The organism is Paenibacillus sp. 01T424 (assembly GCF_056398745.1).
The window spans coordinates 45810-70593 of the sequence record NZ_JBFTPZ010000034.1; the positions used below are offsets into that span (position 1 = coordinate 45810).

27 protein-coding genes and 1 tRNA gene are annotated in these 24784 nt (G+C 42.8%); 8 read left to right on the forward strand and 20 right to left on the reverse strand.

Annotated elements, in window-relative coordinates:
• Nucleotides 1-2877, reverse strand: coding sequence for a Na+/H+ antiporter subunit A (locus tag AC1DPK_RS23530; protein ID WP_477511806.1), 2877 nt, complete (start codon nt 2875-2877; stop codon nt 1-3).
• A gap of 260 nt (nt 2878-3137) precedes the next feature.
• Between AC1DPK_RS23530 and AC1DPK_RS23535 the strand changes: the two genes are divergently transcribed.
• On the forward strand, nt 3138-3392 hold the full coding sequence (locus AC1DPK_RS23535) for a hypothetical protein (protein ID WP_477511807.1): 255 nt from the start codon (nt 3138-3140) through the stop codon (nt 3390-3392).
• Between the two features lie 23 nt (nt 3393-3415).
• Here the strand turns inward: AC1DPK_RS23535 and rpsR are convergent, their stop codons facing one another.
• The 3 genes from rpsR to rpsF all read right to left on the reverse strand — a co-directional run bounded on the left by rpsR (nt 3416) and on the right by rpsF (nt 4642).
• Nucleotides 3416-3700 (reverse strand): 30S ribosomal protein S18, encoded by a 285-nt coding sequence (gene rpsR, locus AC1DPK_RS23540; RefSeq protein WP_054025756.1) that lies wholly within the window; start codon nt 3698-3700, stop codon nt 3416-3418.
• A 99-nt stretch (nt 3701-3799) separates the two neighbouring features.
• Entirely contained in the window at nt 3800-4321 is a 522-nt protein-coding gene (gene ssb, locus AC1DPK_RS23545) for a single-stranded DNA-binding protein (RefSeq protein WP_054025757.1), read from the reverse strand.
• Between the two features lie 36 nt (nt 4322-4357).
• The gene (gene rpsF, locus AC1DPK_RS23550; RefSeq protein ID WP_054025758.1) at nt 4358-4642 is read right to left on the reverse strand and encodes a 30S ribosomal protein S6; all 285 of its coding nucleotides are present in this window, start codon (nt 4640-4642) and stop codon (nt 4358-4360) included.
• A 272-nt stretch (nt 4643-4914) separates the two neighbouring features.
• On the opposite strand from rpsF, the gene AC1DPK_RS23555 reads away from it, so the two are divergent.
• Nucleotides 4915-5097, forward strand: coding sequence for a YjzC family protein (locus AC1DPK_RS23555; RefSeq protein WP_076266580.1), 183 nt, complete (start codon nt 4915-4917; stop codon nt 5095-5097).
• A 482-nt stretch (nt 5098-5579) separates the two neighbouring features.
• Here AC1DPK_RS23555 and AC1DPK_RS23560 read toward each other — a convergent pair.
• From AC1DPK_RS23560 to AC1DPK_RS23575, 4 genes are all read right to left on the reverse strand, one after another.
• Nucleotides 5580-5670: transfer RNA gene (locus tag AC1DPK_RS23560), tRNA-Ser, on the reverse strand.
• 80 nt (nt 5671-5750) lie between these two features.
• Complete coding sequence (locus AC1DPK_RS23565) at nt 5751-5963, reverse strand: DUF951 domain-containing protein (RefSeq protein WP_054025760.1); 213 nt, start codon at nt 5961-5963, stop codon at nt 5751-5753.
• Nucleotides 5953-6828 (reverse strand): mechanosensitive ion channel family protein, encoded by an 876-nt coding sequence (locus AC1DPK_RS23570; RefSeq protein ID WP_076266582.1) that lies wholly within the window; start codon nt 6826-6828, stop codon nt 5953-5955. Before AC1DPK_RS23570 ends, AC1DPK_RS23565 begins: the two co-directional genes overlap by 11 nt.
• 31 nt (nt 6829-6859) lie before the next feature.
• Nucleotides 6860-7114, reverse strand: coding sequence for a putative Se/S carrier protein (locus AC1DPK_RS23575; protein ID WP_076266583.1), 255 nt, complete (start codon nt 7112-7114; stop codon nt 6860-6862).
• A gap of 112 nt (nt 7115-7226) precedes the next feature.
• Here AC1DPK_RS23575 and yyaC point away from each other — a divergent pair, with 112 nt between their 5' ends.
• On the forward strand, nt 7227-7835 hold the full coding sequence (gene yyaC, locus AC1DPK_RS23580; RefSeq protein ID WP_339205822.1) for a spore protease YyaC: 609 nt from the start codon (nt 7227-7229) through the stop codon (nt 7833-7835).
• 15 nt (nt 7836-7850) lie between these two features.
• On the opposite strand, the gene AC1DPK_RS23585 is transcribed toward yyaC, so the two are convergent.
• The 12 genes from AC1DPK_RS23585 to rpmH form a co-directional block, all read right to left on the reverse strand.
• Nucleotides 7851-8333: a DUF4446 family protein gene (locus AC1DPK_RS23585; protein WP_477511808.1), complete on the reverse strand. Its 483-nt coding sequence runs from the start codon at nt 8331-8333 to the stop codon at nt 7851-7853.
• A gap of 27 nt (nt 8334-8360) precedes the next feature.
• Nucleotides 8361-9533 carry an aminotransferase class V-fold PLP-dependent enzyme gene (locus AC1DPK_RS23590; RefSeq protein ID WP_477511809.1) on the reverse strand — a complete coding sequence of 391 codons (1173 nt, stop codon included), beginning with the start codon at nt 9531-9533 and terminating at the stop codon, nt 8361-8363.
• A 104-nt stretch (nt 9534-9637) separates the two neighbouring features.
• On the reverse strand, nt 9638-10489 hold the full coding sequence (locus AC1DPK_RS23595; RefSeq protein WP_441878064.1) for a ParB/RepB/Spo0J family partition protein: 852 nt from the start codon (nt 10487-10489) through the stop codon (nt 9638-9640).
• Nucleotides 10470-11243: a ParA family protein gene (locus AC1DPK_RS23600; RefSeq protein WP_076266588.1), complete on the reverse strand. Its 774-nt coding sequence runs from the start codon at nt 11241-11243 to the stop codon at nt 10470-10472. Before AC1DPK_RS23600 ends, AC1DPK_RS23595 begins: the two co-directional genes overlap by 20 nt.
• A gap of 207 nt (nt 11244-11450) precedes the next feature.
• Nucleotides 11451-12269, reverse strand: coding sequence for a nucleoid occlusion protein (gene noc / locus AC1DPK_RS23605; protein ID WP_076266589.1), 819 nt, complete (start codon nt 12267-12269; stop codon nt 11451-11453).
• A gap of 585 nt (nt 12270-12854) precedes the next feature.
• A complete protein-coding gene (rsmG, locus tag AC1DPK_RS23610; protein WP_477511810.1) occupies nt 12855-13577 on the reverse strand; it encodes a 16S rRNA (guanine(527)-N(7))-methyltransferase RsmG in 723 nt (240 codons plus the stop codon).
• Nucleotide 13578: 1 nt separating this feature from the next.
• Nucleotides 13579-15468 (reverse strand): tRNA uridine-5-carboxymethylaminomethyl(34) synthesis enzyme MnmG, encoded by a 1890-nt coding sequence (gene mnmG, locus AC1DPK_RS23615; protein ID WP_076266591.1) that lies wholly within the window; start codon nt 15466-15468, stop codon nt 13579-13581.
• A gap of 417 nt (nt 15469-15885) precedes the next feature.
• Nucleotides 15886-17265: a tRNA uridine-5-carboxymethylaminomethyl(34) synthesis GTPase MnmE gene (mnmE, locus tag AC1DPK_RS23620; protein ID WP_339205832.1), complete on the reverse strand. Its 1380-nt coding sequence runs from the start codon at nt 17263-17265 to the stop codon at nt 15886-15888.
• 96 nt (nt 17266-17361) lie between these two features.
• Nucleotides 17362-17985: an RNA-binding cell elongation regulator Jag/EloR gene (gene jag, locus AC1DPK_RS23625; RefSeq protein ID WP_076266593.1), complete on the reverse strand. Its 624-nt coding sequence runs from the start codon at nt 17983-17985 to the stop codon at nt 17362-17364.
• Entirely contained in the window at nt 17982-18734 is a 753-nt protein-coding gene (locus AC1DPK_RS23630; protein ID WP_441878478.1) for a YidC/Oxa1 family membrane protein insertase, read from the reverse strand. The genes jag and AC1DPK_RS23630 overlap by 4 nt, the downstream gene beginning before the upstream one ends.
• Before the next feature lie 272 nt (nt 18735-19006).
• A complete protein-coding gene (rnpA, locus tag AC1DPK_RS23635) occupies nt 19007-19378 on the reverse strand; it encodes a ribonuclease P protein component (protein WP_076266594.1) in 372 nt (123 codons plus the stop codon).
• A 127-nt stretch (nt 19379-19505) separates the two neighbouring features.
• Nucleotides 19506-19640: a 50S ribosomal protein L34 gene (gene rpmH / locus AC1DPK_RS23640; RefSeq protein WP_054025773.1), complete on the reverse strand. Its 135-nt coding sequence runs from the start codon at nt 19638-19640 to the stop codon at nt 19506-19508.
• Nucleotides 19641-20280: 640 nt separating this feature from the next.
• On the opposite strand from rpmH, the gene dnaA reads away from it, so the two are divergent.
• From dnaA to remB, 5 genes are all read left to right on the forward strand, one after another.
• The gene (dnaA, locus tag AC1DPK_RS23645) at nt 20281-21636 is read left to right on the forward strand and encodes a chromosomal replication initiator protein DnaA (RefSeq protein ID WP_076266595.1); all 1356 of its coding nucleotides are present in this window, start codon (nt 20281-20283) and stop codon (nt 21634-21636) included.
• 322 nt (nt 21637-21958) lie between these two features.
• The gene (dnaN, locus tag AC1DPK_RS23650; RefSeq protein ID WP_076266596.1) at nt 21959-23101 is read left to right on the forward strand and encodes a DNA polymerase III subunit beta; all 1143 of its coding nucleotides are present in this window, start codon (nt 21959-21961) and stop codon (nt 23099-23101) included.
• Nucleotides 23102-23138: 37 nt separating this feature from the next.
• Nucleotides 23139-23354 (forward strand): S4 domain-containing protein YaaA, encoded by a 216-nt coding sequence (gene yaaA / locus AC1DPK_RS23655; RefSeq protein WP_076266597.1) that lies wholly within the window; start codon nt 23139-23141, stop codon nt 23352-23354.
• 27 nt (nt 23355-23381) lie between these two features.
• Nucleotides 23382-24491 (forward strand): DNA replication/repair protein RecF, encoded by a 1110-nt coding sequence (gene recF / locus AC1DPK_RS23660; protein ID WP_477511811.1) that lies wholly within the window; start codon nt 23382-23384, stop codon nt 24489-24491.
• Between the two features lie 30 nt (nt 24492-24521).
• The gene (gene remB / locus AC1DPK_RS23665; protein WP_054025778.1) at nt 24522-24773 is read left to right on the forward strand and encodes an extracellular matrix regulator RemB; all 252 of its coding nucleotides are present in this window, start codon (nt 24522-24524) and stop codon (nt 24771-24773) included.
• The last annotated feature ends 11 nt before the right edge of the window (nt 24774-24784 follow it).

Consider the following 24784-nt stretch of genomic DNA (forward strand, 5'->3'; position numbering starts at 1 on the left):
CTACTTATCCCTCCCTATCGTTAAAATGATGGTCATCGTCACGCCAATAACGGTCAAATATACCCCTAAATCAAACAGCATTGCCGTAGCAAGCTCCGTATCGCCCAATAGCGGCAGCTCGAAGTGACCAAAGGCATGGCTGAGAAATGGTGCGCCAAATATAAAAGATCCTACTCCCGTCAAAATAGCTATCGACAGCCCAATCGCTGTTAATACTCGGAAATCGATAGGAATGACCTCACGCATCGTCTGCAATCCAAAGGCCATCGTAAGCAAAATAAATGCAGCCGACGCCAYTAATGCCCCGATAAATCCTCCGCCTGGATGGTTATGCCCTGCGAACATCAAATACACTGAGAACGTCAATATAATGAAGATAACGACTTTCGCTATCGTCTTCAGAATAACATCGTTGCTTCTTACTACGGGAAACGCCAGCTTTCCTCTATTGCTTTGCTTAGGCAGAAACACTCTTTCATCCTCTGTATCCAGCTTCAGCTTAATCATGGCATAAATACCTAATGAAGCGATGGCAAGGACAACAATTTCAAGCATCGTATCAAAGCCGCGGAAATCAACGAGGATGACGTTAACCACATTTTTGCCGCCCGCTAATTCGTAGCTCTCTTTTAAGAAAAAGTCTGATATAGAATCAAACGCGCGATTTCCGCTTGCACCAAGCGCAATTAATGTCATTATAATTCCCACACTAAGCGCAATAACGAAATTAGATAGTCGAAAACGCAGGGCGGCTATTTCCTTGCTCAGCTTCGGCAAATGATAGAAACATAAGAGGAACAGCGTCACCGATACTGTCTCGACGATCATCTGAGTCAAAGCTAGATCAGGCGCCTGTAGGATGACAAAAAACAAGGTGACCATATAACCTGCCGCACCCGTTAAAATGATAGCCATCATTCTCGACTTCGTAAACGGTATAGCAATAACCGATATGACTAAGACGATAATAATAACCGCCTCATATACGGATATTGGAGCATAATCCGAGAACTGAAACACATTCAATTTCTCTTGGATCATCGTTAACCCAAGTGACACAATTAGAAATACAAAAATGTACATCAAGTAGTGGCGAATGGAACCCGTCATATAACGGTTGGTCAACCGATTGGAGCCTCTATCCAATACTCGAAGCCCTCCATCATACATTTGGTTCAATGAGATGTGCTGGAAGAGCGGTTGATTGATCCACTGGATACGTTGATGAAACTTGAACAAAAGTGTCCCTGCAATAACGACGCCCATCGTCATAAATATTTCAGCTGTCCAGCCATGCCAGAATTGAATATGCACGAGGAAACGCTCGCCGGGCAGCAGCACATTCGGATGAATCGCAGCCATGGCAGGTTCAATTAAAGAGTACGCAAGCAGATTTGGGAACAAACCGATAACGACAGCTAAAGAAGCAAGAATGACCGGGGAAATAAGCATGCCGAGCGGCGCTTCATGCGGCTTCTTCGCCAACTTTTCAAACTGTGCTGGTCCCATAAACGTTCTAAATAGCAAAATCATGCTGTATACAAATGTAAATATACTTGCAACCCATGCGATAACGGGAATGATAGCCAGCATAAATGAAACGTTGAAAAAGTCCAGCTGCCTAATATTAAGAGCCGCTGTAAAAAACATTTCCTTGCTCAAAAAGCCATTAAACGGTGGCAGGCCCGCCATCGAGAAGGCTCCAATAAGCGCAATGGAGAAGGTTATTGGCATTAGAGCCATAAGTCCGCCTAGCTTGCGAATGTCTCTCGTCCCTGTTTCATGGTCAACGATCCCAACAACCATGAACAAAGCACCTTTAAACACAGCATGGTTGATCAAGTGAAAGATGGCCGCCATCGTAGCTTTTGCATAAAAGAGTGAATCTGTACCTCCTGTATAGAAAGCCGCCGCCGATCCAAGTCCAAATAAACTCATCAGCAAGCCGAGCTGGCTAATCGTTGAGAACGCGAGTAATGATTTTAAATCCGTCTGCTTCATCGCTCGGAAAGAGCCATAAATCATCGTCACAAGACCAAAGAACGAAACGAGCCAGAACCAAGCCGACTCTCCAGAGAAGATTGGACTGAACCTAGCGACTAAATATAAACCTGCCTTAACCATCGTCGCTGAGTGCAGATACGCACTTACAGGGGTTGGAGCCTCCATCGCATCGGGCAGCCAAATATGGAATGGAAACTGCGCCGATTTCGTAAACGCTCCGACTAGAATAAGCAGCATTGCGGGCAAAAACAATGCATGGCCGCTTAGCGTATCAACGCTGCCGATGATCTCACGAATGCTAAAGGTGCCTGACATCACATATAGCAGTACAAAACCAGCCAGCATAGAAAGGCCGCCGAATACTGTAATAAGCATAGATTTTAATGCGCCATATCTCGATTTCTCTCTATGGTTCCAGAAAGCGATCAGCAAGAACGAGGAAATACTCGTCAGCTCCCAGAAACCATACAGCACAATAAGATTATCTGATAGGACAACCCCGAGCATAGCCCCCATAAATAGAAGCAAATAAACATAAAAGGATGTTATCGCTTCCTTATTTTTATCCAAATAATAAATCGAATAAAGGACGACTAACGCGCCAATTCCCGTAATTAATAAGGCAAATAATAAACCTAAACCATCCAAATAAACGGTGAAATTGACTCCTAATGAAGGTATCCATGGGATGGTTGCTGTTATGGTATCTCCGCTTTGAATCGCTGGTATTTTCCATAGAAAATAACTAAACAGCAAAATTGGCAAAGGAAGAATAATCCAACCCGTATGAAGTCCATGCAGCAGCTTTCGCAGCAAAGGACTAATAGCAGCCATAATAAATGGTAAAATGATGATGACAGATAACAAAAACACTCTCCCCTTCCTCTACAAATGACTTCCATAGCTTTTCCCTATTTCTATAAAAGTACTTCCATTTCTGCCGGAGCCTTAAAAAAACGCAAAAAGAGCCCGCTGTTGGCAGGCTCCTCCGATAAAAAAGTTAATTTAGTTGTTTTTTGACTACACTTTAGTATATCGTTCAAGTCTAAAATTGTCAAAAGAATTGAGATGACAGAGCGGGGAGAATGAAAATAGTTAAAATGGGGATTACTCTTACTAAAGGAGTGATCATCATGCGGCGTACAAAAATAGCGATCAGCTCATTCATTTTCATTCTGATTTTAGCTGGCGCATGGCATTTGGATCAGCAAATGGATCAGCAGCGAAGCAAACAGCTGCTGCAGCCTGCATCCTTACTGCAATACAAAATATATTCTGCGCATGATTCTATCCATCATTTAGAGCCATATTCCCCTTATTTACCTCGTGAATATATGCGTATCATTCGATTAGAAATACAAAAAAAGCCTACTGAGAAACCTCAGTAGGCTTTTTGATTCCAGACATCAACCTATTCAGTCGTGTAAGGAAGCAATGCGATTTGACGTGAACGTTTAATTGCGATTGTAAGCAAGCGTTGGTATTTCGCGCTTGTACCAGTCACACGACGTGGCAAGATTTTGCCGCGCTCGCTAATAAACTTTTTCAACAAATCAACATCTTTATAGTCAATTTTAGAAATTTTGTTTACAGTGAAGAAACAAACTTTACGGCGTTTGTTGCGTCCGCCTTTACGTCCGCTGAACTTACGTTCTGGACGCTCGTCGCCACCGTTATCTCTTTGCTTGAAAGCCATGATAGGTATCCTCCTTATCGTTGAAAATATTACAATTACACAACAGCTAAAGGCTGTGCAACTGCTCCATTGACATGTGCAGCCTGAGCTACACCATTATCAAAATGGCAAATCATCCTCTGATATATCAATCGGGCGTCCGTCATCCTGAAACGGATCACGGCTGTCGTTACGTGAGTTATTACCAGATGGACGGTTACCGCTGCTTTGGGACGCATTGCCGCCGAAATTGCTTCCGCCGGTGCTTGTACCGCCGCTGTAGCTGCTTCCACCCTCTTCACGCGATCCACCGCCATCTTTGTTGGATTCCAAGAACCGAACGTTATCAGCGATAACTTCCGTCACGTAGACGCGTTTGCCTTCGTTGTTCTCGTAATTCCGAACTTGAATGCGACCTTCAACCGCTGTTAAGCGGCCTTTGCGCAAATAGTTGGCGCAAGTCTCGGCCAGTTGACGCCATGTTACAACCGGAATAAAATCCGCTTCACGCTCACCTTGACCACCGCTTGTAAACGGACGATCTACCGCTAACGTAAATTGTGTAACTGCGACACCTGCAGGTGTATAGCGAAGCTCTGGGTCTCTCGTCAATCTACCAATTAGTATAACACGATTCAACATCGTTTCTGACCTCCCAATCGAACAATCCAGCTTGGATTAAGCGGCGTCTCTGACGATCAACGAACGGATAACTTCATCCGTAATCTTCATGATACGGTCAAGTTCATTTACAACTTCAGTAGTTGCATTGAAATGAACGAGTACAAAATAACCATCACGAAGCTTGTTGATTTCATACGCAAGACGACGTTTTCCGCTCACATCTTGCTTTGTGACTTCTCCGCCATTGGAGATAATGCCATGGAATTTGTCAACGATCGCTTGCAAGGCTTCTTGCTCAACGTCTGGACGAACGATGTACATTACTTCATATTTGCGCATATTGTTTCACCTCCTCTTGGACTAACGGCCCCATAAATGGAGCAAGGAACGAGCTTCTGCTCGCATCTCTATACTATATCAAATCTGTACGCCTATGACAAGCGAAAATAGATGATGTTGCTACGCAGGCAACTTCTGGCGATGGTTCATCCATTTTATAGCCGTTATCTGCTACTCATGCAAATCCCATTGCCCGCTAATACTACAACATGAAGGGATAGATCTTGTGTATTTATCTATCCGCTCTAAATATAAGCTGGAGGCTGATCATAATGGGTGAAGGTACAATGTTTTCGCCGGGCGACAAAGCTCCGAATGATGGCACATACATCGAGGACGGTGTGAACTCATTTCATATGGGAATCAATAATCCGAAGAAGGTCAAGCTCAGCAAAGGGCAGCGTTTTCCTGACACCTCTAACCACGAGCGTAAATGGAAACGAATGGGCCATTAATTTTTCTACATGGTTTTGAATAATAAAACATCAGTTTGGCCATTCTAATTTTTGACGGTGCAAGAGAGGTGTGGTTCCATTGAACCATTTCGGCAAACGCGGAGACACTATACCCGTCTAAAAACGGATTAGCTCTCATCGCGTGAGGATTTCGTCCACTCAGGAGAGAAGCGGAGGGTTGTGCCAAAGACACTTGTCTGTAACACACGCGCATTCGAGCATTGATACACGTTACCGTTCAATCGGCCGTGTATGATTGTGCTCAAAAGGATTTAATGAAGCTTTAGCTGAATTGTTCCGATTGACGAATGATGTTTCAACAGCTTGCAGTGAGAATTGATCGACTCAGCCATTATTCACCGTCAGGAAGAGAGCTCGCAAGAGCTCTCTTTTCTATATTATTTATTCCTTTGTATTTCCTAATCTATTAAAAAGACATAAAAAAACGGTTCCTCTGAAGGAACCGTAAATGTTTAATATAATGGCGGAGAAGGTGGGATTCGAACCCACGCACGGTTTGACCCGCCTAGCTGATTTCGAGTCAGCCCCCTTGGGCCTCTTGGGTACCTCTCCGCATGTAAAAATTATTGTATCACAGTGCTTGTCAACGCGCAAGTATTTCCTTAAAACCACTCAGCCGTTCGTACTTTTGCTTACGTTAAGCCTTCTTCAGAGGCTTTGGAGCGTAGCACCTTTTTCATGTTTTTTTCAAATTTAGCTCTAGGGATTAGAACGCTGTGCTTACAACCGACGCATTTAATGCGGATGTCCATCCCCATTCGAATGACTTCCATTTCATTAGAGCCGCATGGATGCTGTTTTTTCATTTGAACAACATCACCTAGCTCAAATTGCTTACGCTCCATCTTTTTCGCCTCCCTTTCCATTGCGATGATAAGTGACCATTCGAGGATACGGAATTTCAATACCGCTCGCATCTAATGCCTTTTTCAGCTCCATATTTAACTTGCGAGATACGATCGGATGCGTATTCGGTCGACACTCAGCAATCACTCGAAGCGTTACCCCTGTTGGAGCAATAGCCTGAATACCAAGCACTTCCGGTGCATTAATTAAATTTTCATCCTTCATCGTGATCATCGTATGTCGAATGACCTCTAGCGCACGATTGACTTCTTCCTCAAAAGCAATCGAAATATCAACAACCGCGATGCTATTATTAATCGAGAAGTTTGTAACCTCATTGATCATGCCATTGGGAACAATATGAACCTCCCCGGTCCAACTCTGAATACGGGTTGTTCTAAGTCCAATGACTTCTACGGTCCCTTTGAATTGCCCTGTCTGAATCACATCGCCTACAGCGAATTGATCTTCGAGTACAATAAAAAATCCCGTAATAATATCCTTCACCAGGCTTTGCGCACCGAACCCGACAGCAAGTCCGAGTACACCTGCTCCTGCGAGCAATGGCCCTAAATTAATCCCGAATTCAGACAATATGAGCATAATGGTTATAAAATAGACGACGTAAGAAGTTACATTTTTCATCAGCTTGCCTACGGTTGTCATTCGCCTAGTGTGGTTGATCAACATCTTGTTCTCACGCTCTAAAATAATTCGATCAATGGTTTTATGGATTACCCATACAACTACACGGCCAATGAATAAGAACATAACGATTCGCAGCGCAGAACTACCAAATGCTTGCCATAATTCATTGTTTGTCAACCAATCAACAAATTCATCATATCGTTCTCTGATTGACATCACAATTCCTCCTTATTAACTTTGAATATATTTACATGTCGATTTGCTCATAACCGGCTTCAATCGGCTTAAATATACCTCTAACTTCCACGTTTTCCTGCACAATAACTTCCTTAACCGTTATCAAATCTTCCTCAGGAAAATGAATAGATAATGCGCAGCCGGCTGTAATTTCCTTCGGCGTGGGACATATGTCAATTTCAATATCTGCGTATTCGAGCAGCATTTCTGCACGCAATGCTTGCTGAGTTGAATCGAAGGCAATTAACACAAGCAAGACCTCCATTAAATTAGCATGACAAACTTTCTTGGCAAACAAAATATCAAAACTATCTGACGTATAAAATGGTTGTCCTATCCATATACTAGTAGCATATCGGTATAATCGGAGGGATTCTATGAAGCTTTCATTTATTAAAGAGACGCCTTTGAAGGTACCCTACACCACCGCAAACGTAATTGGCATGCTAGTAAATCGACTTACAGCCATGCTCGAAGAAATGGCTGCTGCACGCCCCATCGTAGTTGTCTGCGTAGGCACGGACCGTTCAACAGGAGACTCTTTAGGACCGCTGATTGGAACCTCACTATCGAAATACCGCAGCCCTCATTTCTCACTATTTGGCACGCTTGAAAATCCGGTTCATGCTATGAATTTAGATGATACCCTTATCGAGATCAATCGGCGGTTCCACAAACCATTTGTGATTGGCATTGATGCCTGCCTTGGTCAAGTATCCAGCGTAGGCAGCATTCAAGTTGGTGTAGGCCCTGTGCGTCCTGGTGCTGGCGTCAACAAGGACCTTCCTCCTGTTGGCGACATTCATATTACTGGTATCGTTAATGTAGGCGGATTTATGGAGTATTTTGTGCTGCAAAACACTCGTCTGCATCTCGTTATGAAAATGGCCGACATTATTTCGCTCAGTTTATTTACTGCTATTGCGAACAATGCGCATATCACGACCAGCGTTCTTGAACAAACCGCAGCTTCGGATAATATTTAATAACAAATAAATTTCCTATTTTGCTTCCAAAATAGCTTTATGCTCTTCAGGGGTTAAAGGGTATACTGATTGGCCTTTTTCAAGAGGTTTTGCATAGACATAAGTATTCTCCCTGCTATGAATACCTGAAAATACGGCTCCATCTTTCTCATCATTGATAATTGCGATTGAAAAGCTGAGATCACTGCCCTGTTCAGCAAAAGCATTATAACGAATGACGCCTACTTTTCCTTTTTGCTTTGTTACAGTAGATTGCATATCAATTAGCTGAGCCTTCAGCTCCGTATTCGCTTGCTGCTGCTCGGCAAGGCCTTGCTTCAATTCAACAATGACATCTTCCATATTCGTCACACCTGTATTCCCCATAACCGCTGTATATTGCTTTCTTAGCTTTTTCAGCCGCCCGCCTAAAACCGCTATCCAAATGAATAATACGATGGCAAATAACGCAATGCCCACCGTAACTGCATTCATCGGATTTGATGTCCAATCTTCCATCTTAGCTACTCCGCCCCCAGTTCAATGCTAAACGCCATATTGCTGTGCAATCTCTCTGATTGCACCTGTCAACGCATCAATTTCTTCATTCGTTGTAAATACACCGACACTTGCTCGTATAGCTCCTGTTTCCAATGTTCCTGCACAAGCATGTGCGAGTGGAGTGCAATGAAATCCAGCTCGCACAGCAATTCGGTAATGCTGATCCAATATGAATGATAATTCAGAAGGATCAACGCCCTCTAGGTTAAAAGCTACAATACCTGTTCTTTGTTCCCCAAGCTCTGGTCCCAGTATTTTGACTCCCTTTACTGGTTCAAGGCCTTGCATTAATCTCTGAGTAAGCATCCATTCCTTAGTATGGATATTGTGCACCGTCTCATTCAGAACATACTGTACACCGGTTTTGAGCCCTGCCAAGCCCGGTGTATTTTGTGTTCCCGCCTCATAACGATCTGGCCTCACTTGAGGCTGCTCTACTGCCTCAGATTGGCTTCCTGTCCCACCATGCAATAAAGGCACCAAGTCAAGCTCAGGATCGATGTACAGCCCTCCTGTGCCTTGTGGGCCGAGCAACCCTTTGTGTCCCGGGAAAGCCAGCATGTGAATGCCCATTGTTCTTACATCTATAGGTAAAATACCTGCACTTTGCGCGGCATCAACTAACAATTTTATTCCATGCTTCCTTGTTAGTTCAGCTATATCTGCAACAGGCATAATTGTTCCTAACAGGTTGGAACTATGATTAACAATAGCAAGTGTTGTGTTAGAACGAATAGCTGAGGCAACATCATCTATGTTAATCTTTCCACGTTCATCTGATTCTACATATGTCACTTCAATACCGATTGTCTGTTCCAGATAATATAATGGTCTTCTTACTGAATTATGTTCAACTGAGGTTGCGATAACATGATCACCAGGCTTCAACCAACCTTTTATCGCCATGTTTAATGACATCGTCGTATTAGAGGTGAATGCTATGTCATTCGGGTTTTTTATGTTAAATAGTTTAGCCAATTGTTTACGCGTTTCAAATAATATTCGACTTGCTCGCACAGCCATAGCATGACTGCCTCTTCCCGGATTAGCAGCGTCATTTAACATAGCATTAACAACTGCTTCTGTTACTGCAGGCGGCTTAGGCCAAGAGGTTGCCGCATGATCCAAATAAATGAGTGATTGGTTATGATTGCTCACGAATTTCACACCTTTCCTAGCTACCTGCTCACAACAATGGCATACCTTAGTTTAATCTTTCAAAAGCAAGATTACAACTAAGGTATGCCATTGTTTGGTATAGTCTATGCCATGTATTGAAGCAATTCTAGCAAACGTTCCAAATCCTGTTTACTATAGTATTGTAGCTCAATTTTGCCTTTATCTTTTTGCTGTTTAATTTTCACTGTCGTTTTAAATCGTTCACGAAGCGACTCCTCTAAATGGTCAATATACGGATCGCGTTTTTTCTGATTCGGCTTCGCTGTATCTTCCGGCTGCTTAGAATCAAGCTTCTGAATCGCCTCTTCAAGCTCGCGGACACTCCACTCTTGAGAAACGGTAAGATCTGCTAATTCCTTTTGCACCTTATCATCTTTAATGCCGACCAACGCTCTTGCGTGACCCATAGAAATTGTTCCACGTGAAACATTATCTTTTATTTCAGTTGGCAACGAAAGCAACCGAACGAAGTTGGCAATATGAGAACGGGACTTTCCGACCTTCATGGACAACTCTTCTTGCGTAAGCTTGAACTTATCGATAAGCGCCTGATAAGCAATTGCAACTTCAATTGCATTCAAATCCTCGCGCTGTAGGTTCTCAATTAAAGCAATCTCCATAACCTGTTGATCAGTAAACGATCTTACTACAGCAGGTATAGTCGCATTTCCACAATATTGTGAAGCACGGAAACGTCTTTCACCTGCTATGATTTCGTAACCTTTCAATACAGTACGAACAATAATAGGTTGAATGATGCCATGCTGCTTAATGGATTCTGCTAATTCTTTAATCGAATCCTCATCAAATGTTTTCCTAGGTTGATACGGATTAGGCCTTAGTTGGGATAAGGTAATTTCAATCACTTTATCATCGTCATTCACAGAAAGCGATGGGATAAGCGCATCCAGCCCTCTACCTAGCCGCTTGCTCATACATAATCACTTCCTTTGCGAGTTCAAGATAAACTTCTGCACCTTTAGAACGCGGGTCGTATGTGATAATAGCTTGTCCATGTGATGGCGCTTCACTTAAACGTACATTACGTGGAATAATCGTTTGATACACTTTTTGTTGGAAATACTTTTTCACTTCTTCAATAACTTGAATTCCCAAATTCGTTCTCGCATCAAGCATGGTCAGAAGAACACCCTCAATTTGAAGCGATGTATTTAAATGCTTTTGAACGAGTCGAACCGTATTAAGCAGTTGACTCAAACCTTCAAGAGCATAATATTCGCACTGAATAGGAATAAGAACAGAATCAGCTGCGGTTAACGAATTTATCGTTAATATCCCAAGTGACGGAGGACAATCAATAAGCACATAATCGAAATCATCCTTAACCATATGCAAAGACTTTTTCAAACGCAGCTCTCTTGATATCGTCGGCACTAATTCGATTTCGGCACCAGCCAATTGAATCGTTGCTGGAATGATTTTCAGACCTGGAACAGCCGTCTCAAACATTGCATCTTTTGGATGGACTTCATTAATAAGCACATCGTAAATACAATTCGTTACGTCCCCTTTGTTAATACCGAGACCACTTGTTGTATTCCCTTGTGGATCAATATCAACTAGCAGCACTTTTTTACCAAGTGATGCAAGACAGGCAGCTAAATTGACAGACGTTGTCGTTTTTCCGACACCGCCCTTCTGGTTGGCTATTGCAATTATCTTCGACAAAACCGGCTCACCTCTATGTGTACAACTTTTATGTGCTATTTTCTTAAGATCCATTAACGTAAAAATGCTAATAACATAAAACTAGTTAATTATCATGAATCATACATGTACAGCACATTTAATAAAAAACTAGCTACAAATGGCATCGCCGCCCTCAGTGAGGACGGCACAAATAAGCATTAAATTATACTATTTTAAGATATAACTCTATCTTTTAGGGATCTGGATCGTAATTTCATAATGATCTTCATGATCCTTTTCATTCGTCTTAATTTGCAATCCAGATCCAGAAACCATTTCAATGGATTGTCTGATTGTATTAAGGGCCAGACGTACGTCCTTAGTAAAAGAAATACGTTTCGCTTTCTTGAGTTTGGTTGACTCTTTTAGGAAAGCGATTCTAACCTCAGTCTGCTTAACATTCAAATCTTTAGTTATGATTTCATCTAATACTTTAAGCTGCAACTCTTCATTATCGAGCGACAACAAAGCCCTTGCATGTCGTTCCGTAATTTTCCGTTCCATTAAAGCCATCTTAATCGTATCATTCAACATTAACAATCTTAATTTATTGGCAATCGTCGATTGACTTTTCCCTAGACGCTGAGCCAAGCTTTCCTGTGTTAATTGATGAAGCTCGATTAATTTTTGATAAGCTATCGCTTCCTCAATTGCTGATAAACCTTCTCTTTGAAGATTCTCAATTAATGCAATGGAAGCTGTTTGTGAATCGTTGAATTCACGAACAATACCAGGGATCGTATCGTAACCTAGCTTAGTAACAGCACGCCAGCGACGTTCCCCTGCTATGATTTCATATCTTCCATTACGCATACGAACAACGATAGGCTGAATAACACCATGCGTTTTTATCGTTTGACATAATTCTTCAATTCGGTCATCATCAAAAATCGTCCGCGGCTGAAATGGGCTTGCGTCGATTTCTTGAATCGGTATTTGCCGAACTTCTTCTTGCGGTATGCGCTGCTCGGACAGGCCGAACAATCGAGAAAATTGTTCTTTCATATCGATAATTACCACCCGATCATGAGATAAACCTTGTTTTTAATCACTTCAAAAGAAACCATAACCCCCATCATAGTAATGGGAAGCATGCGTTTCACACAAAATGTCAGCATTAACACTAGTAAACTAGGAAAATGTCTCCATTCTATTAAAAAGCAATTACAAGGTTTTTGCAATAAATACGCTTCAGCAGTAAGATTGGTTCATTGCCAATTGGATTATTTCGGTTACTAGAACCTCTCTCAGGTAATAATCGTCAACTGCACGGCGAACATCCATAACAAAATTCATTCGGAAATGATAGGAGAGGCTTCAGTTAAAATATAATCAGGTATGGCTGTAAAGCTTGATACGATGCTTATATTTGCCCGTGATACGAACTTCAATGTGTCTTATGAAGACGTTTATTGGTTCGTCTATGTAACGGTATCGTCCAGTCTCTTCATCTACTATAATAATTCGACTATCACTGGACGATCTCCTGCTTGACATCATTTTAGAACAAATAATTGTTATAAGAAAATGGAAGTTCTTTTCCCCAAGTAACCATTTGCAAAATGTTTCACGTGGAACATTAGATGCCAGCTACATAAGTGGCTGTTTTAGTGGAGTGCCTGCTTTTCTAGGGTATTTACGCGGAGTAGCATCTAGCTTCTCTATTAAAACAATATGTCGCTCTGATTGCTCGTTTGGAAGTGATAACTGATGCTGTGATTTAATTTTTCCTTTGAGCTCTCTTAGGCTTAAAGCTGCCTCCCGAACTTCTTCATCCGATTGCGAGCCTTTCATAGCAGCAAACAATCCACCTTTTTTTACGAAGGGCAAACAAAATTCATTTAATACATTTAATCTCGCAACTGCCCTTGCCGTTACTAAATCATACTTGTCACGGTGGTCTGGCAATTGTGCAATATCTTCAGCCCGGCCATGCAAGCATAAAACCTGATCTAAACCAAGCTGCTCTTTCAGATGCGTTAGGAATTGTATTCTTTTATTCAAAGAATCAACAATCATGATTTGCAAATGAGGAAAACAAATTTTCAAAGGAATACTAGGAAAACCCGCTCCTGAGCCTATATCAGCAAGCTTACGAACACTGTCCATCTTCGTATAAAAAGAAAGCGATACGGAATCATAAAAATGTTTCTCGTATACAGCATCTCGTTCGGTAATGCCGGTCAAATTCATTTTCTCATTCCACTCAACGAGCAGGCGATAATAAGTTTCGAACTGTTTAAGCTGAAAGGGAGAAAGCGGAATGCCGCTCTCCTCCATTCGTTTTGTAAACCATTTTAAAGTTTCGTCCATATTATGATCCTCTCGCTGCAGTAACACGGTTGTAATGTTCCAAGTAAACAAGCAGTATAGAAATATCAGCTGGTGTAACACCGGCAATCCTTGACGCTTGACCAATAGATAGCGGTCTGATAACAGAAAGCTTTTGCTTCGCTTCAGATGCTAAGCTGCGAACATCACTATAATCAATGTCATCAGGAATACGTTTTTTCTCCATTTTGTTCAAACGTGCTACTTGCACAAGCTGCTTCTCAATATAACCTGCATATTTAATTTGAATTTCAACCTGTTCCTTCATTTCCTCTGTCATTTCTGGAACGGAAGGTACAACCGTTTCCAGCATCGCATAAGTAACTTCCGGTCGACGAAGCAACGATAACGCATCAGTGCCATGCTCCATTGGCGCTGTACCCGCTGCTATCAGCATTTCATTTGCTTGATCAGGTTTTACTTTAGTTCCGCGTAGACGTTCAATATCCATTTCAACCAATTCTTTTTTACGCAAAAATTTATTGTAACGTTCTTCCGAAATAAGACCGATTTCGTAGCCAGTTGGCGTTAGACGATAATCTGCATTGTCGTGGCGAAGCAGCAATCGATATTCCGCTCTTGAAGTGAGCAAACGATAAGGATCGTTCGTCCCCTTCGTAACAAGATCGTCGATCATTACACCGATATAGCCATCTGCACGACCGATAATAATCGGTTCTTTCCCTTGTACTTTGCGTGCAGCATTAATGCCAGCCATAACGCCTTGTCCCGCTGCTTCCTCATAACCAGAAGTTCCGTTTATTTGTCCAGCTGTGAATAAACCGTCAATCACCTTTGTCTCCAAAGATGGCCACAGCTGTGTAGGAACTACCGCATCATATTCGATCGCATATCCGTTACGCATCATCTCAACTTTTTCCAAACCTGGTATAGAACGTAAAATACCAAGCTGTACATCTTCCGGCATACTTGTGGAGAGACCTTGTACATAATACTCAGAGGTATTTTTACCTTCTGGCTCTAAGAAGATTTGGTGTTTTGGCTTATCAGCAAAACGGACGATTTTATCTTCAATAGAAGGACAATATCTTGGGCCCGTTCCCTCAATTGCACCTGAGAACATTGGCGCACGATGAAGATTGTCATTGATAATTTTGTGCGTCGCTTCAGATGTATATGTTAACCAGCAAGGCAATTGCTCGTTTGTGGAAGATTCCGTCTCATGCGAGAAAAACTTCGGTTTGTCGTCGCCAGGTTGAATTTCTGTTTTCGAAAAATCAATCGTATCTTTGTGAACACGCGGAGGCGTACCTGTCTTGAAACGTACAAGCTCCAAACCATGCTCCTTCAAGCTTGCCGAAAGTCTGACTGACGGCTGTTGATTATTTGGTCCGCTCTCATACATCAGCTCGCCCATAATAATTTTGCCGCGCAAATAGGTGCCCGTTGTAACAACCGTTGTCTTTGCACGATACTCAGCGCCTGTTTTTGTAACGATTCCTAAGCATTTACCATCCTCAACAATAAGCTCTTCAGCCATACCTTGTCTCAGAGTCAAATGAGGTGTTTCTTCAATTGTCTTTTTCATTAAATGCTGATAATCAAACTTGTCAGCTTGCGCACGCAGTGCATGCACCGCTGGACCTTTACCTGTATTAAGCATCCTCATTTGAATGAACGTTTTATCGATATTACGTCCCATCTCACCGCCGAGCGCATCAATTTCACGCACCACATGGCCTTTTGCCGGTCCGCCGATAGATGGATTACATGGCATAAAAGCAACCATGTCTAGATTTATTGTAAGCAGCAGCGTTTCGCAGCCCATACGTGCGGCCGCAAGTGCAGCTTCACAGCCTGCATGCCCCGCTCCAATGACGATCACGTCATATTCACCAGCTATATATCTCATTGTCCTTTACCCTCCTAAAGGTTTTCGTAGAAAACCACTTCGTAAGCATTATCTTAGGTTTTCGTAGAAAACCACTTCGTAAGCATTATCTTAGGTTTTCGCAGAAAACCACTTCGTAAGCATTATCTTAGGTTTTCGCAGAAAACCACTTCGTAAGCATAACCGAAGGCTTTCATTGAAAACTTTCTTATGCCCCATCATTTCAGTGAAACCTATATGCTGAATAGAATAATGATTTGCTCGATATTCTATTTCCTTAATTAACACTTAGAGCTGCGCTAATCTTAAATCACAGAGACAGCTGGAAACTCTGCCTCATTTGCGAAATCACTTTTTAGCAGCGAACTAACTTTACTTCTTCATTAAAACCACATGTTGTAAGTTTAATTCATATCGGCTGCAAAAGCCTACTTCCATCTATTTCCCTAAGCAGAACTGCGAGAAAATTTGATCGATCAATGAATCTCCAGCCTCATCACCCAAAATTTCACCAAGCGACTCCCACGCGGATCTGGCATCGATTTGAATGAGGTCAATCGGTATTCCTGTATCAGATGCTTCTATTGCATCGACTAGCGATTGCCTTGCCCGCTTCAATAAAGCAATATGTCGAACATTGCTCACATATGTCAGATCACCTGATTCAAGCTGGCCTTCAAAAAACATCTCGCTTATCGTCTTCTCTAAGCGGTCTAACCCATCTTCCTCAAGAACCGACATTTTAACGATGGAATCGACCGGAATCGACTCCTCCACCACCTCAATTTCTAATTGACGCGGCAAGTCAGTCTTATTTATGATCGCAATGACTGGGCGACCCTTCATTTGCAACAATAGCTCCCGATCATCAGCTTGCAACGGCTCATTATAGTTCAGCACTAGCAAAATGAGATCCGCTTCTTCAAGCGCATTGCGAGAGCGCTCCACCCCAATTCGCTCAACAACATCCGTTGTTTCACGAATACCAGCCGTATCGAGCAGTCGAAGTGGAATTCCGTTTAGCGCTACAAATTGTTCAATGACATCACGAGTCGTACCTGGGATATCGGTAACGATAGCCTTATTCTCCTGCGTCAGTACATTCATAAGAGACGATTTACCGACATTGGGACGCCCAACGATTGCTGTTACAATACCTTCTCTTAGTATCTTGCCTTCGTTTGCGGTTTTTAACAGACGATCTATTTCATTAATAGCAGAATCGCATTGGTCACGAATAAACGAGCTCGTCATTTCCTCTACGTCATGCTCCGGATAATCGATGTTCACTTCTATATGGGCAAGCAGCTCAATGACCGTCTGCCGCAAAGCTTTAATCCGCTTCGACAGAACGCCCTCCGCTTGTTTGCGGGCAACGGAAAATGCTCGATCAGATTTGGATCGAATCAAATCGATAACAGCCTCTGCCTGCATAAGATCGATTCGACCATTCAGGAAGGCACGCTTCGTAAACTCGCCTGGCTCCGCTGTGCGATAGCCGTCCAGCTGCAATACGACATCAAGCACCTTTTTAACAGCAATAACGCCGCCATGTGCGTTAATTTCGACAACATCCTCCGCGGTAAACGAACGGGGGCCTCTCATCAGCGTAACAAGTACTTCTTCAACCTCTTCTCCAGACCTCGGATCGAGAATATGACCATAATGCAGCGTATGTGTATCCGCATCATTTAGATTTATTTTCGAACGAAAAACACTCGCGATACCTGCAATTGCCTCAGGTCCGCTTACTCTAATTATTGCGATTCCGCCTTCTCCGACTGCTGTGGAAATGGCAGCTATCGTATCATGTACCATTGCTGTCAGCACCTCTCAAATGGAAAAACAGCAATGACCATTATGAGCCATTGCTGTGGATAGCGTATTGATTCGTATACATTTATAATGTACAGCTTATTGTCTTAATGCAATAACGACTCGCCGGTTCGGCTCATCGCCTTTACTAAACGTTTTCACCTTAGGGTGGTTCTGCAACTGCGAATGAATAACTTTGCGCTCATGCGGCGACATCGGCTCCAAGACAACTTCTTTCCTTGTGCGGATAACTCGTCCCGCCAAACGATCGGATAAATCCGCTAACGTTTTGCGGCGGCGCTCCCGAAAATCTTCTGCATCAAGTACGATACGCAAATGACTGTCTGAATAACGATTAGCCACAATATTAACCAAGTACTGTAATGCATCCAACGTTTGTCCGCGACGTCCAATCAGCATGCCAAGATCTCCACTGCCTGTTACAGCAATATGTATACCGTCTCTTGTTTGCTTTCGATCGATGTTTACTTGCAATCCCATCGTGCCAGCCACTTCACGGAGGAAATTCTCCGCTTCAAGCATGGGATCGGGAATAAGCTCAAGCTCAACTTTCGCTTCCTTTGCGCCGAACAGTCCAAAGAAACCTTTGGTTGGCTGCTCAAGCACAACTTGTTTAACGCGGTCTTCAGTTACTTGCAATTGTAATAATCCGTTACGTACAGCATCTTCTACCGTTTTCCCCGATGCAATGATTTTCTTCATTTCGCAGGGGCCTCCTTACCTTTGTCAGATGAACGAACGTATAGGAAGTAGTTTTGAATGATTGTGTAAATGTTGCTGTAAACCCAGTACAAAGGAAGAGCCGCTGGGAAAGAAAGTGCCATTACAAAAATGAGCACAGGGAAGATCGCCAGCATCATGCCCATACCTGGCATTGTTTGTGTTTGCTGCTTCTGCATCATCTTTGACTGAATGAACGTTGTAGCGGCAGCGAGAATAGGAAGAATGTAATACGGATCTTTCTCTCCAAGCTGAAGCCACAGGAATGTATGCTCACGAATATCAGGGTTTTTGTAGATTGAATTGTACAAAGCGATAAAAATCGGCATTTGAACAATTAGAGGCAAACAGCCCGCCATCGGATTTACCTTATGCGTTTGGAAAAGCTTCATTGTCTCTTCTTGCTGCTTTTGCGGATTGTCTTTGTGCTTTTTCTTAATTTCAGCCATTTGCGGCTGCAACGCTTGCATAGCTTTGGAGCTGCGGTACTGTTTTAGCGTTAACGGCAAAATCAATGTTCTTACAATGATCGTCAGGAGCAATATCGCAAGTCCGTAGGAGTCGCCAAACCAGCCTGCGAACGTATCAAGCGTTAAGGCAAAGTAATAAACGACGTTCTTCTCCCAGAAGTTCCCCTTCAATAGATCAGCAGTCTCGGTTGTCTCTGTTGATGGAGCGCCGCATCCTGCCAGCACACCCATAAGCAGAACAAGACCGAACACTAAAATCATTTTCTTGTTTTTTGTCCAAAACAACAACTTTAAAACTCCTCTCTGAAAGCCATTACATCAAGCGTCAGCGGCAATAGCCGTGCTCTTGCGGCGCAGCATATGTTTCGTGGAAAAATACAGGCATTGTATGACTAATACAATCTTATATTTTCATTCTAGACTATACCATAATTTATGGGACAAAGAAACAACGAGACTATCCTTGCATCCGCTTTCTTGGCGCATGCTGTATCGCGTTTTTTAGGCATGCGAAGCAAGCCGGCAAAATATCGTTAATCTGCCTGCTTCTCTTTAGAAATACTCGTGCTTTTCAGCAAACCGGCCTTCTTCAATACATGAAGAACGCTCTTCTCCATATCCTTCATCTTCATCAATGTAGCAGGCTTTCTTACTATTAGTATGAAGTCGGTTCTGGGAACGATTCGATTGGCTTGGTGACGAACAATTTCTTTAATCATTCTGCGCATGCGATTACGTACTACCGCATTGCCTATTTTTTTACTTGCCGATACACCGAGGCGAAATGGTTCCGCCGATGGTTGCTTCGACCAATAGACGACGAATTGCCCATTCGCAAACGATTTGCCGCCTCGATAAATCCGGCTGAAGTCTTCACGATTGCGAAGACGCAATTTTCTATGCACGACTGTTGGCCACCGTTCTCTTGTTCATCTTCTAAGTATAGTCAGCAAGCGAGCAGCCTAAGCTGCTGCTCACTCACTCCTCATCCTCACAAGCAAAAAAAAAAGACCACCGGACGTGGTCTTCTGCTTATGCGCTCAGTACTTTTCTTCCTCTTTGACGACGCGCTGCCAAAACTTTACGTCCGTTCTTCGTGCTCATCCGTTTGCGGAATCCATGCACTTTCGCGCGTTTGCTTACATTAGGTCTAAATGTAGGTCTCATCGTTCTGCACCTCCTATACTGCGTGTTTCCAATCAAGCGTAAACGGCTCTCGCCGTCATAGTTTGACGGAGCAGCATCGTTTCGCGGTGTATATAAGCAGCATTATAAGCATGCACCTATAACGTCTTATATTTAAAAAAACGCTTTTTTTATTAAACCATGCCCAGCCCCAAAAGTCAATGATCAGCTCCAGCACCCTCTTGTTGATAAAAATAATTTCAAGTCAGCTGTGGATAAACGCATGAATTGACTTCATTTATCAAAAACTAATAACATGTGCACAATCCACAGGCGGGTTAAACGAACTTTGTCGAAATCTTAACAAGATATAAACAATATGTAGTGGTGTAGATAACTTTTATGCACAAGCAGTTGAGAATGTGGATAAAATATGCGATTTCGTTGAAATATAAGGCATCTTTTGCTATGATAATTATGTTTTCACTGTGGATTAGATCAATATTGCCTCAGTTTTATCAACAGCCTGTGGATAACATTGTGAACAAACTCATCCCCTATTTATAACTCATTCACTTATTTCTCTTCATAATGTGGATGCTTTCGTTATAATACCCTTGTTTTCGACATTTTTTCTTGCAACTGCGCCACTTGTGGCGATTTGGATAAGGAGTGACAGTCTGTGGACAGCCATACCTATGATTTATGGCAGCAAGTGTTGTCGATCATACAGACGAAATTGAGCAAACCGAGCTTTGACACTTGGTTCAAAGCAACGAAAGCTAATTTTGTTGATGATTCCATGCTTGAAGTAACAGCGCCGACAACATTTGCGGCCGAATGGCTGGAGGGCCGTTATACGAAGCTAATAAGAACGACACTGTTTGAGTTTTTGGGCAGACAAGTTGATGTTCGCTTCTCTATTGAGGAGCCGAAGGGTGCGGAGCCCGCATATATGTTCCCGCCGAAAGCGGTGCATTCCCCTGTCATGAATGAGGAAGCGACACCTACTCATATGCTTAACCCGAAGTATACGTTTGATACATTCGTTATCGGTGCTAACAACCGATTTGCGCATGCAGCATCGCTTGCCGTAGCGGAAGCGCCGGCCAAAGCTTACAATCCATTGTTTTTATACGGTGGAGTTGGGCTAGGCAAAACCCACTTAATGCATGCCATTGGCCACTACATCATGGATCACAACCCGAATACGAAAGTTCTTTACATCTCGTCTGAGAAATTCACCAACGAATTCATTAACGCTATCCGTGATAATCGTGGTGAAAGCTTCCGTACAAAGTATCGCAATATCGACGTTCTGCTCATTGACGATATTCAATTTCTAGCCGGAAAAGAACAGACGCAGGAAGAGTTTTTCCACACCTTTAATGCGCTGCATGAGGAGCGGAAACAAATTGTCATTTCAAGTGACCGGCCTCCAAAGGAAATTCCTACGCTGGAAGAAAGGCTTCGCTCTCGCTTTGAATGGGGACTTATTACCGACATTCAGCCGCCAGATCTGGAGACGCGGATTGCAATACTGCGCAAGAAAGCACGCGCTGAGAATCTAGATATTCCTAACGAAGCGATGATCTATATCGCTAATCAAATCGATACAAATATTCGTGAACTGGAGGGTGCCCTTATTCGGGTAGTCGCCTATTCATCCTTGATAAATGCAGACATTACGTCGCATTTGGCGGCAGAAGCGCTTAAGGATATCATTCCTTCCAGCAGACCTAGAATGATTACGATGCATGATATTCAGACAAAGGTTGGGGAGTTCTACGGGCTGCGGCTAGAGGAATTCAAAGCGCGGAAACGAACGAAGGCGGTAGCCTATCCTAGGCAAATCGCAATGTATCTATCCAGGGAGCTCACCGATTTCTCGCTTCCGAAGATTGGCGAAGCTTTTGGCGGGCGTGACCATACAACCGTTATCCACGCACATGAGAAAATTACACAGCAGCTTAAAATAGATCAGGACCTGTACAAAATCATTCAAAACCTGACCGAAAAGATCAAAAATCATATGTGAACAACTAAGCAAGCCTATGCACAAGCTATGCACATGTGGATAGGCTTGCTTTATCGGTCTTCCAAGGGGTTATCCACATATTCAGTGCCCCTACTACTACGACTACTAAAAATCTTTAAAAAAACATCATCAAATACGGCAAAACGGCTGATGCCAGCCTTTACAGGCAAAAGCTCGCTTCGCGGTTAAGTATAAGGTTTGTATAACGTTTAAAAATAAACGCAAAATCATCAAAACATAACCAAATTACGCCATTTTCAAAAAAAATCGTTTGTGAGAGCTCATACTTGGATGAATTTATAAGAACGCTAGGAGTGAAATCATGAAATTAACAATCTCAAAAAATGAATTAAACGATGCGATACAGCAAGTAGCAAAAGCTGCTTCCTCACGTCCTGCTATACCTATTCTCGGCGGTATCAAAATTGAGGTTACTCATCTTGGGGTAACACTTACAGCAAGCGATACCGATATCTCTATTCAAAGCTTCATCCCTGTGGAAAGAGATCAATTCGTTATTGCACATGTGGATAAACCGGGAAGCGTCGTTTTGCCCGCAAAGTTTTTCGTGGAGATTGTAAAAAAACTCCCATCCGAGCAAGTCGTTATCGATGTGAGCAATACTTACCAGACGATGATCCGTTCGGGCTCTACTGAAATACAAATGGTGGGACTTGATCCGGAAGAATTTCCAGTACTTCCTTCCATCGAACAAAACGATATATTGCAAATGCCTGGCGATCTATTAAAAGCAATGATTCGTCAAACTGTGCTTGCAGCCTCAGCAAGTGAACAAACGCCTATTTTGACAGGTGTACTTTGGAACTTGCTTGAAGGGGAATTGAAATTTGTAGCAACGGACCGCCACCGTCTAGCAAGCCGTACGGCACAAGTTGAAACAGAAGCACAGCTCAAATTCAGCAATGTCGTCATTTCAGCGAAAACACTAATTGAGCTATCCAAGCTCGTTCCAGAGCAAAATGCTCTTGTCGATATCGTTGTAACAGACAACCAAGTGTTGTTTAAACTCGGAAATGTATTATTTTATACACGTATCCTTGATGGAACTTATCCCGATACTTCTAAAATTATTCCGCAAACGTTCAAAACAGAACTTGTACTTGATACAAAAAATGTGATGGACGCGATTGATCGTGCCTACCTCATGTCTCGTGAGGAAAAAACGAATATCGTACGCCTTATGACGCTTGAAGATGGAACGATTGAAATTTCATCCAGCTCGACTGAGCTTGGACGAGTAACGGAGCAGCTTGAAGCAAAAGAATTTAACGGTGAGCCTCTTCGAATCGCATTTAACTCTAAATATATGCTAGACGTCCTTAAAGTCATTGATAGCGAGCAATTGTTTATTGGCTTTACAGGCGCAATGAGCCCTATTATTATTCGTCCTATGGACCATGCATATAGCATGTATGTCATCTTGCCTTATAGAACAACGGGCTAAATCTCAAATATAAGCAAGAAAGGGCTGACCTATTTTCATGAAAGAAATCGCCATCAAGACGGAATATATAACGCTGGGCCAATTTTTGAAGCTTTCTGATTGCATTCAAACCGGCGGTCATGCGAAGTTTTTCCTTCAAGAAAACACTGTCGTTATTAACGGAGAAGCGGATAACCGCAGAGGAAGAAAATTGTATGCTGGCGATAAAGTAGAGGTTGAAGGCTGCGGCGTCTTTACGGTAGGTAAAGAGTAACGCACCAACGGACCGGGAGGTCAAAACGTGTTTTTAACGAGCATACAGCTGCAAAATTATCGGAACTACAGCGAGATTGACTTGCAAACGCCGAATAAGGTCAATATTTTTCTTGGGCAAAATGCTCAAGGCAAAACTAATTTGCTAGAGGCTATATTCGTACTTGCTTTAACGAAGTCTCATCGTACCTCTAAGGATAAGGAGCTTATTGGCTGGCAAGAAAGCTCCGCTCGCATTACTGGTGAGGTCGATAAGAAGTACGGAGCGATTAAGCTGGATCTCCTTTTCTCAGCGCAAGGAAAAAAAGCGAAAATAAACGGACTTGAGCAGCGTAAGCTCAGTGATTTCATCGGTTCGGTAAATGTCGTCATGTTTGCGCCAGAGGATCTTGAAATTGTAAAAGGAACGCCGGGAGTGCGAAGACGGTTTCTCGATATGGAAATCGGACAAGTACAGCCCGGCTATTTGTATACACTCCAGCAATATGGAAAAGTGCTGCAGCAGCGCAACAATTTTTTGAAAGCCTCCTATCCTGGGGGGGCAAATCAAACGATGCTTGAGGTGTGGAATCAGCAGCTCGCAGAGCATGGTGTTAAAATCATGAAAAAAAGGAAACACTTTATACATAAATTACAAACGTTTGCAGAACGAATACATGCAGGCATAACGAACGGGACTGAGCAGCTCACGATTGACTACCGTCCTTCTTTTGATACAGATGCCCAGCAAGATGAATCTGTTTTATTTGATCAATTTATGATAAAGTTAACACAGGTGAAAGATCAGGAGATTCGCAGAGGTGTTACGCTCGTGGGTCCGCATCGCGATGATTTGGCGTTTTTTATCAACGGCAAAGAAGCGCAAGTCTACGGCTCACAGGGGCAGCAGCGAACAACGGCCCTGTCTTTAAAATTGGCAGAAATAGAACTCATTAACGAGGAAATCGGTGAGTATCCGATTTTGCTGCTTGACGATGTGCTGTCAGAGCTTGATCAGAACCGTCAGACACAGCTTATTGAGACATTTCAGAGCAAAGTACAAACCTTTATTACAACGACCGGCCTTGAAAGCGTGAATGTGAGCAGGCTTCAGGATGCCGGCATCTATCATGTGCATGACGGCCGAGTGACACGTTAAATTGCGAATAGGAGAGGTGAGGAAGAGGACATGTACATCCATTTGGGCGGCGAGAAAATAATTCGGGCTGCGGAGCTCGTGGCCATCTTTGATATTTCTATCGAGCAATCCTCTAAACTATCCAAGCAATTCGTTGCGGGAGCACGCAAGCGTAAGGACGTTGAAACGATAGGCGAGGAAGAGCCAAAATCGATCGTTGTAACGAAGCAAAAAATATATTATTCGCCTATTTCATCCTCTACGCTTAAGAAAAGAGCCCATCAGTTTGTGGCTAACGGCTAGAGCGAAGGCGA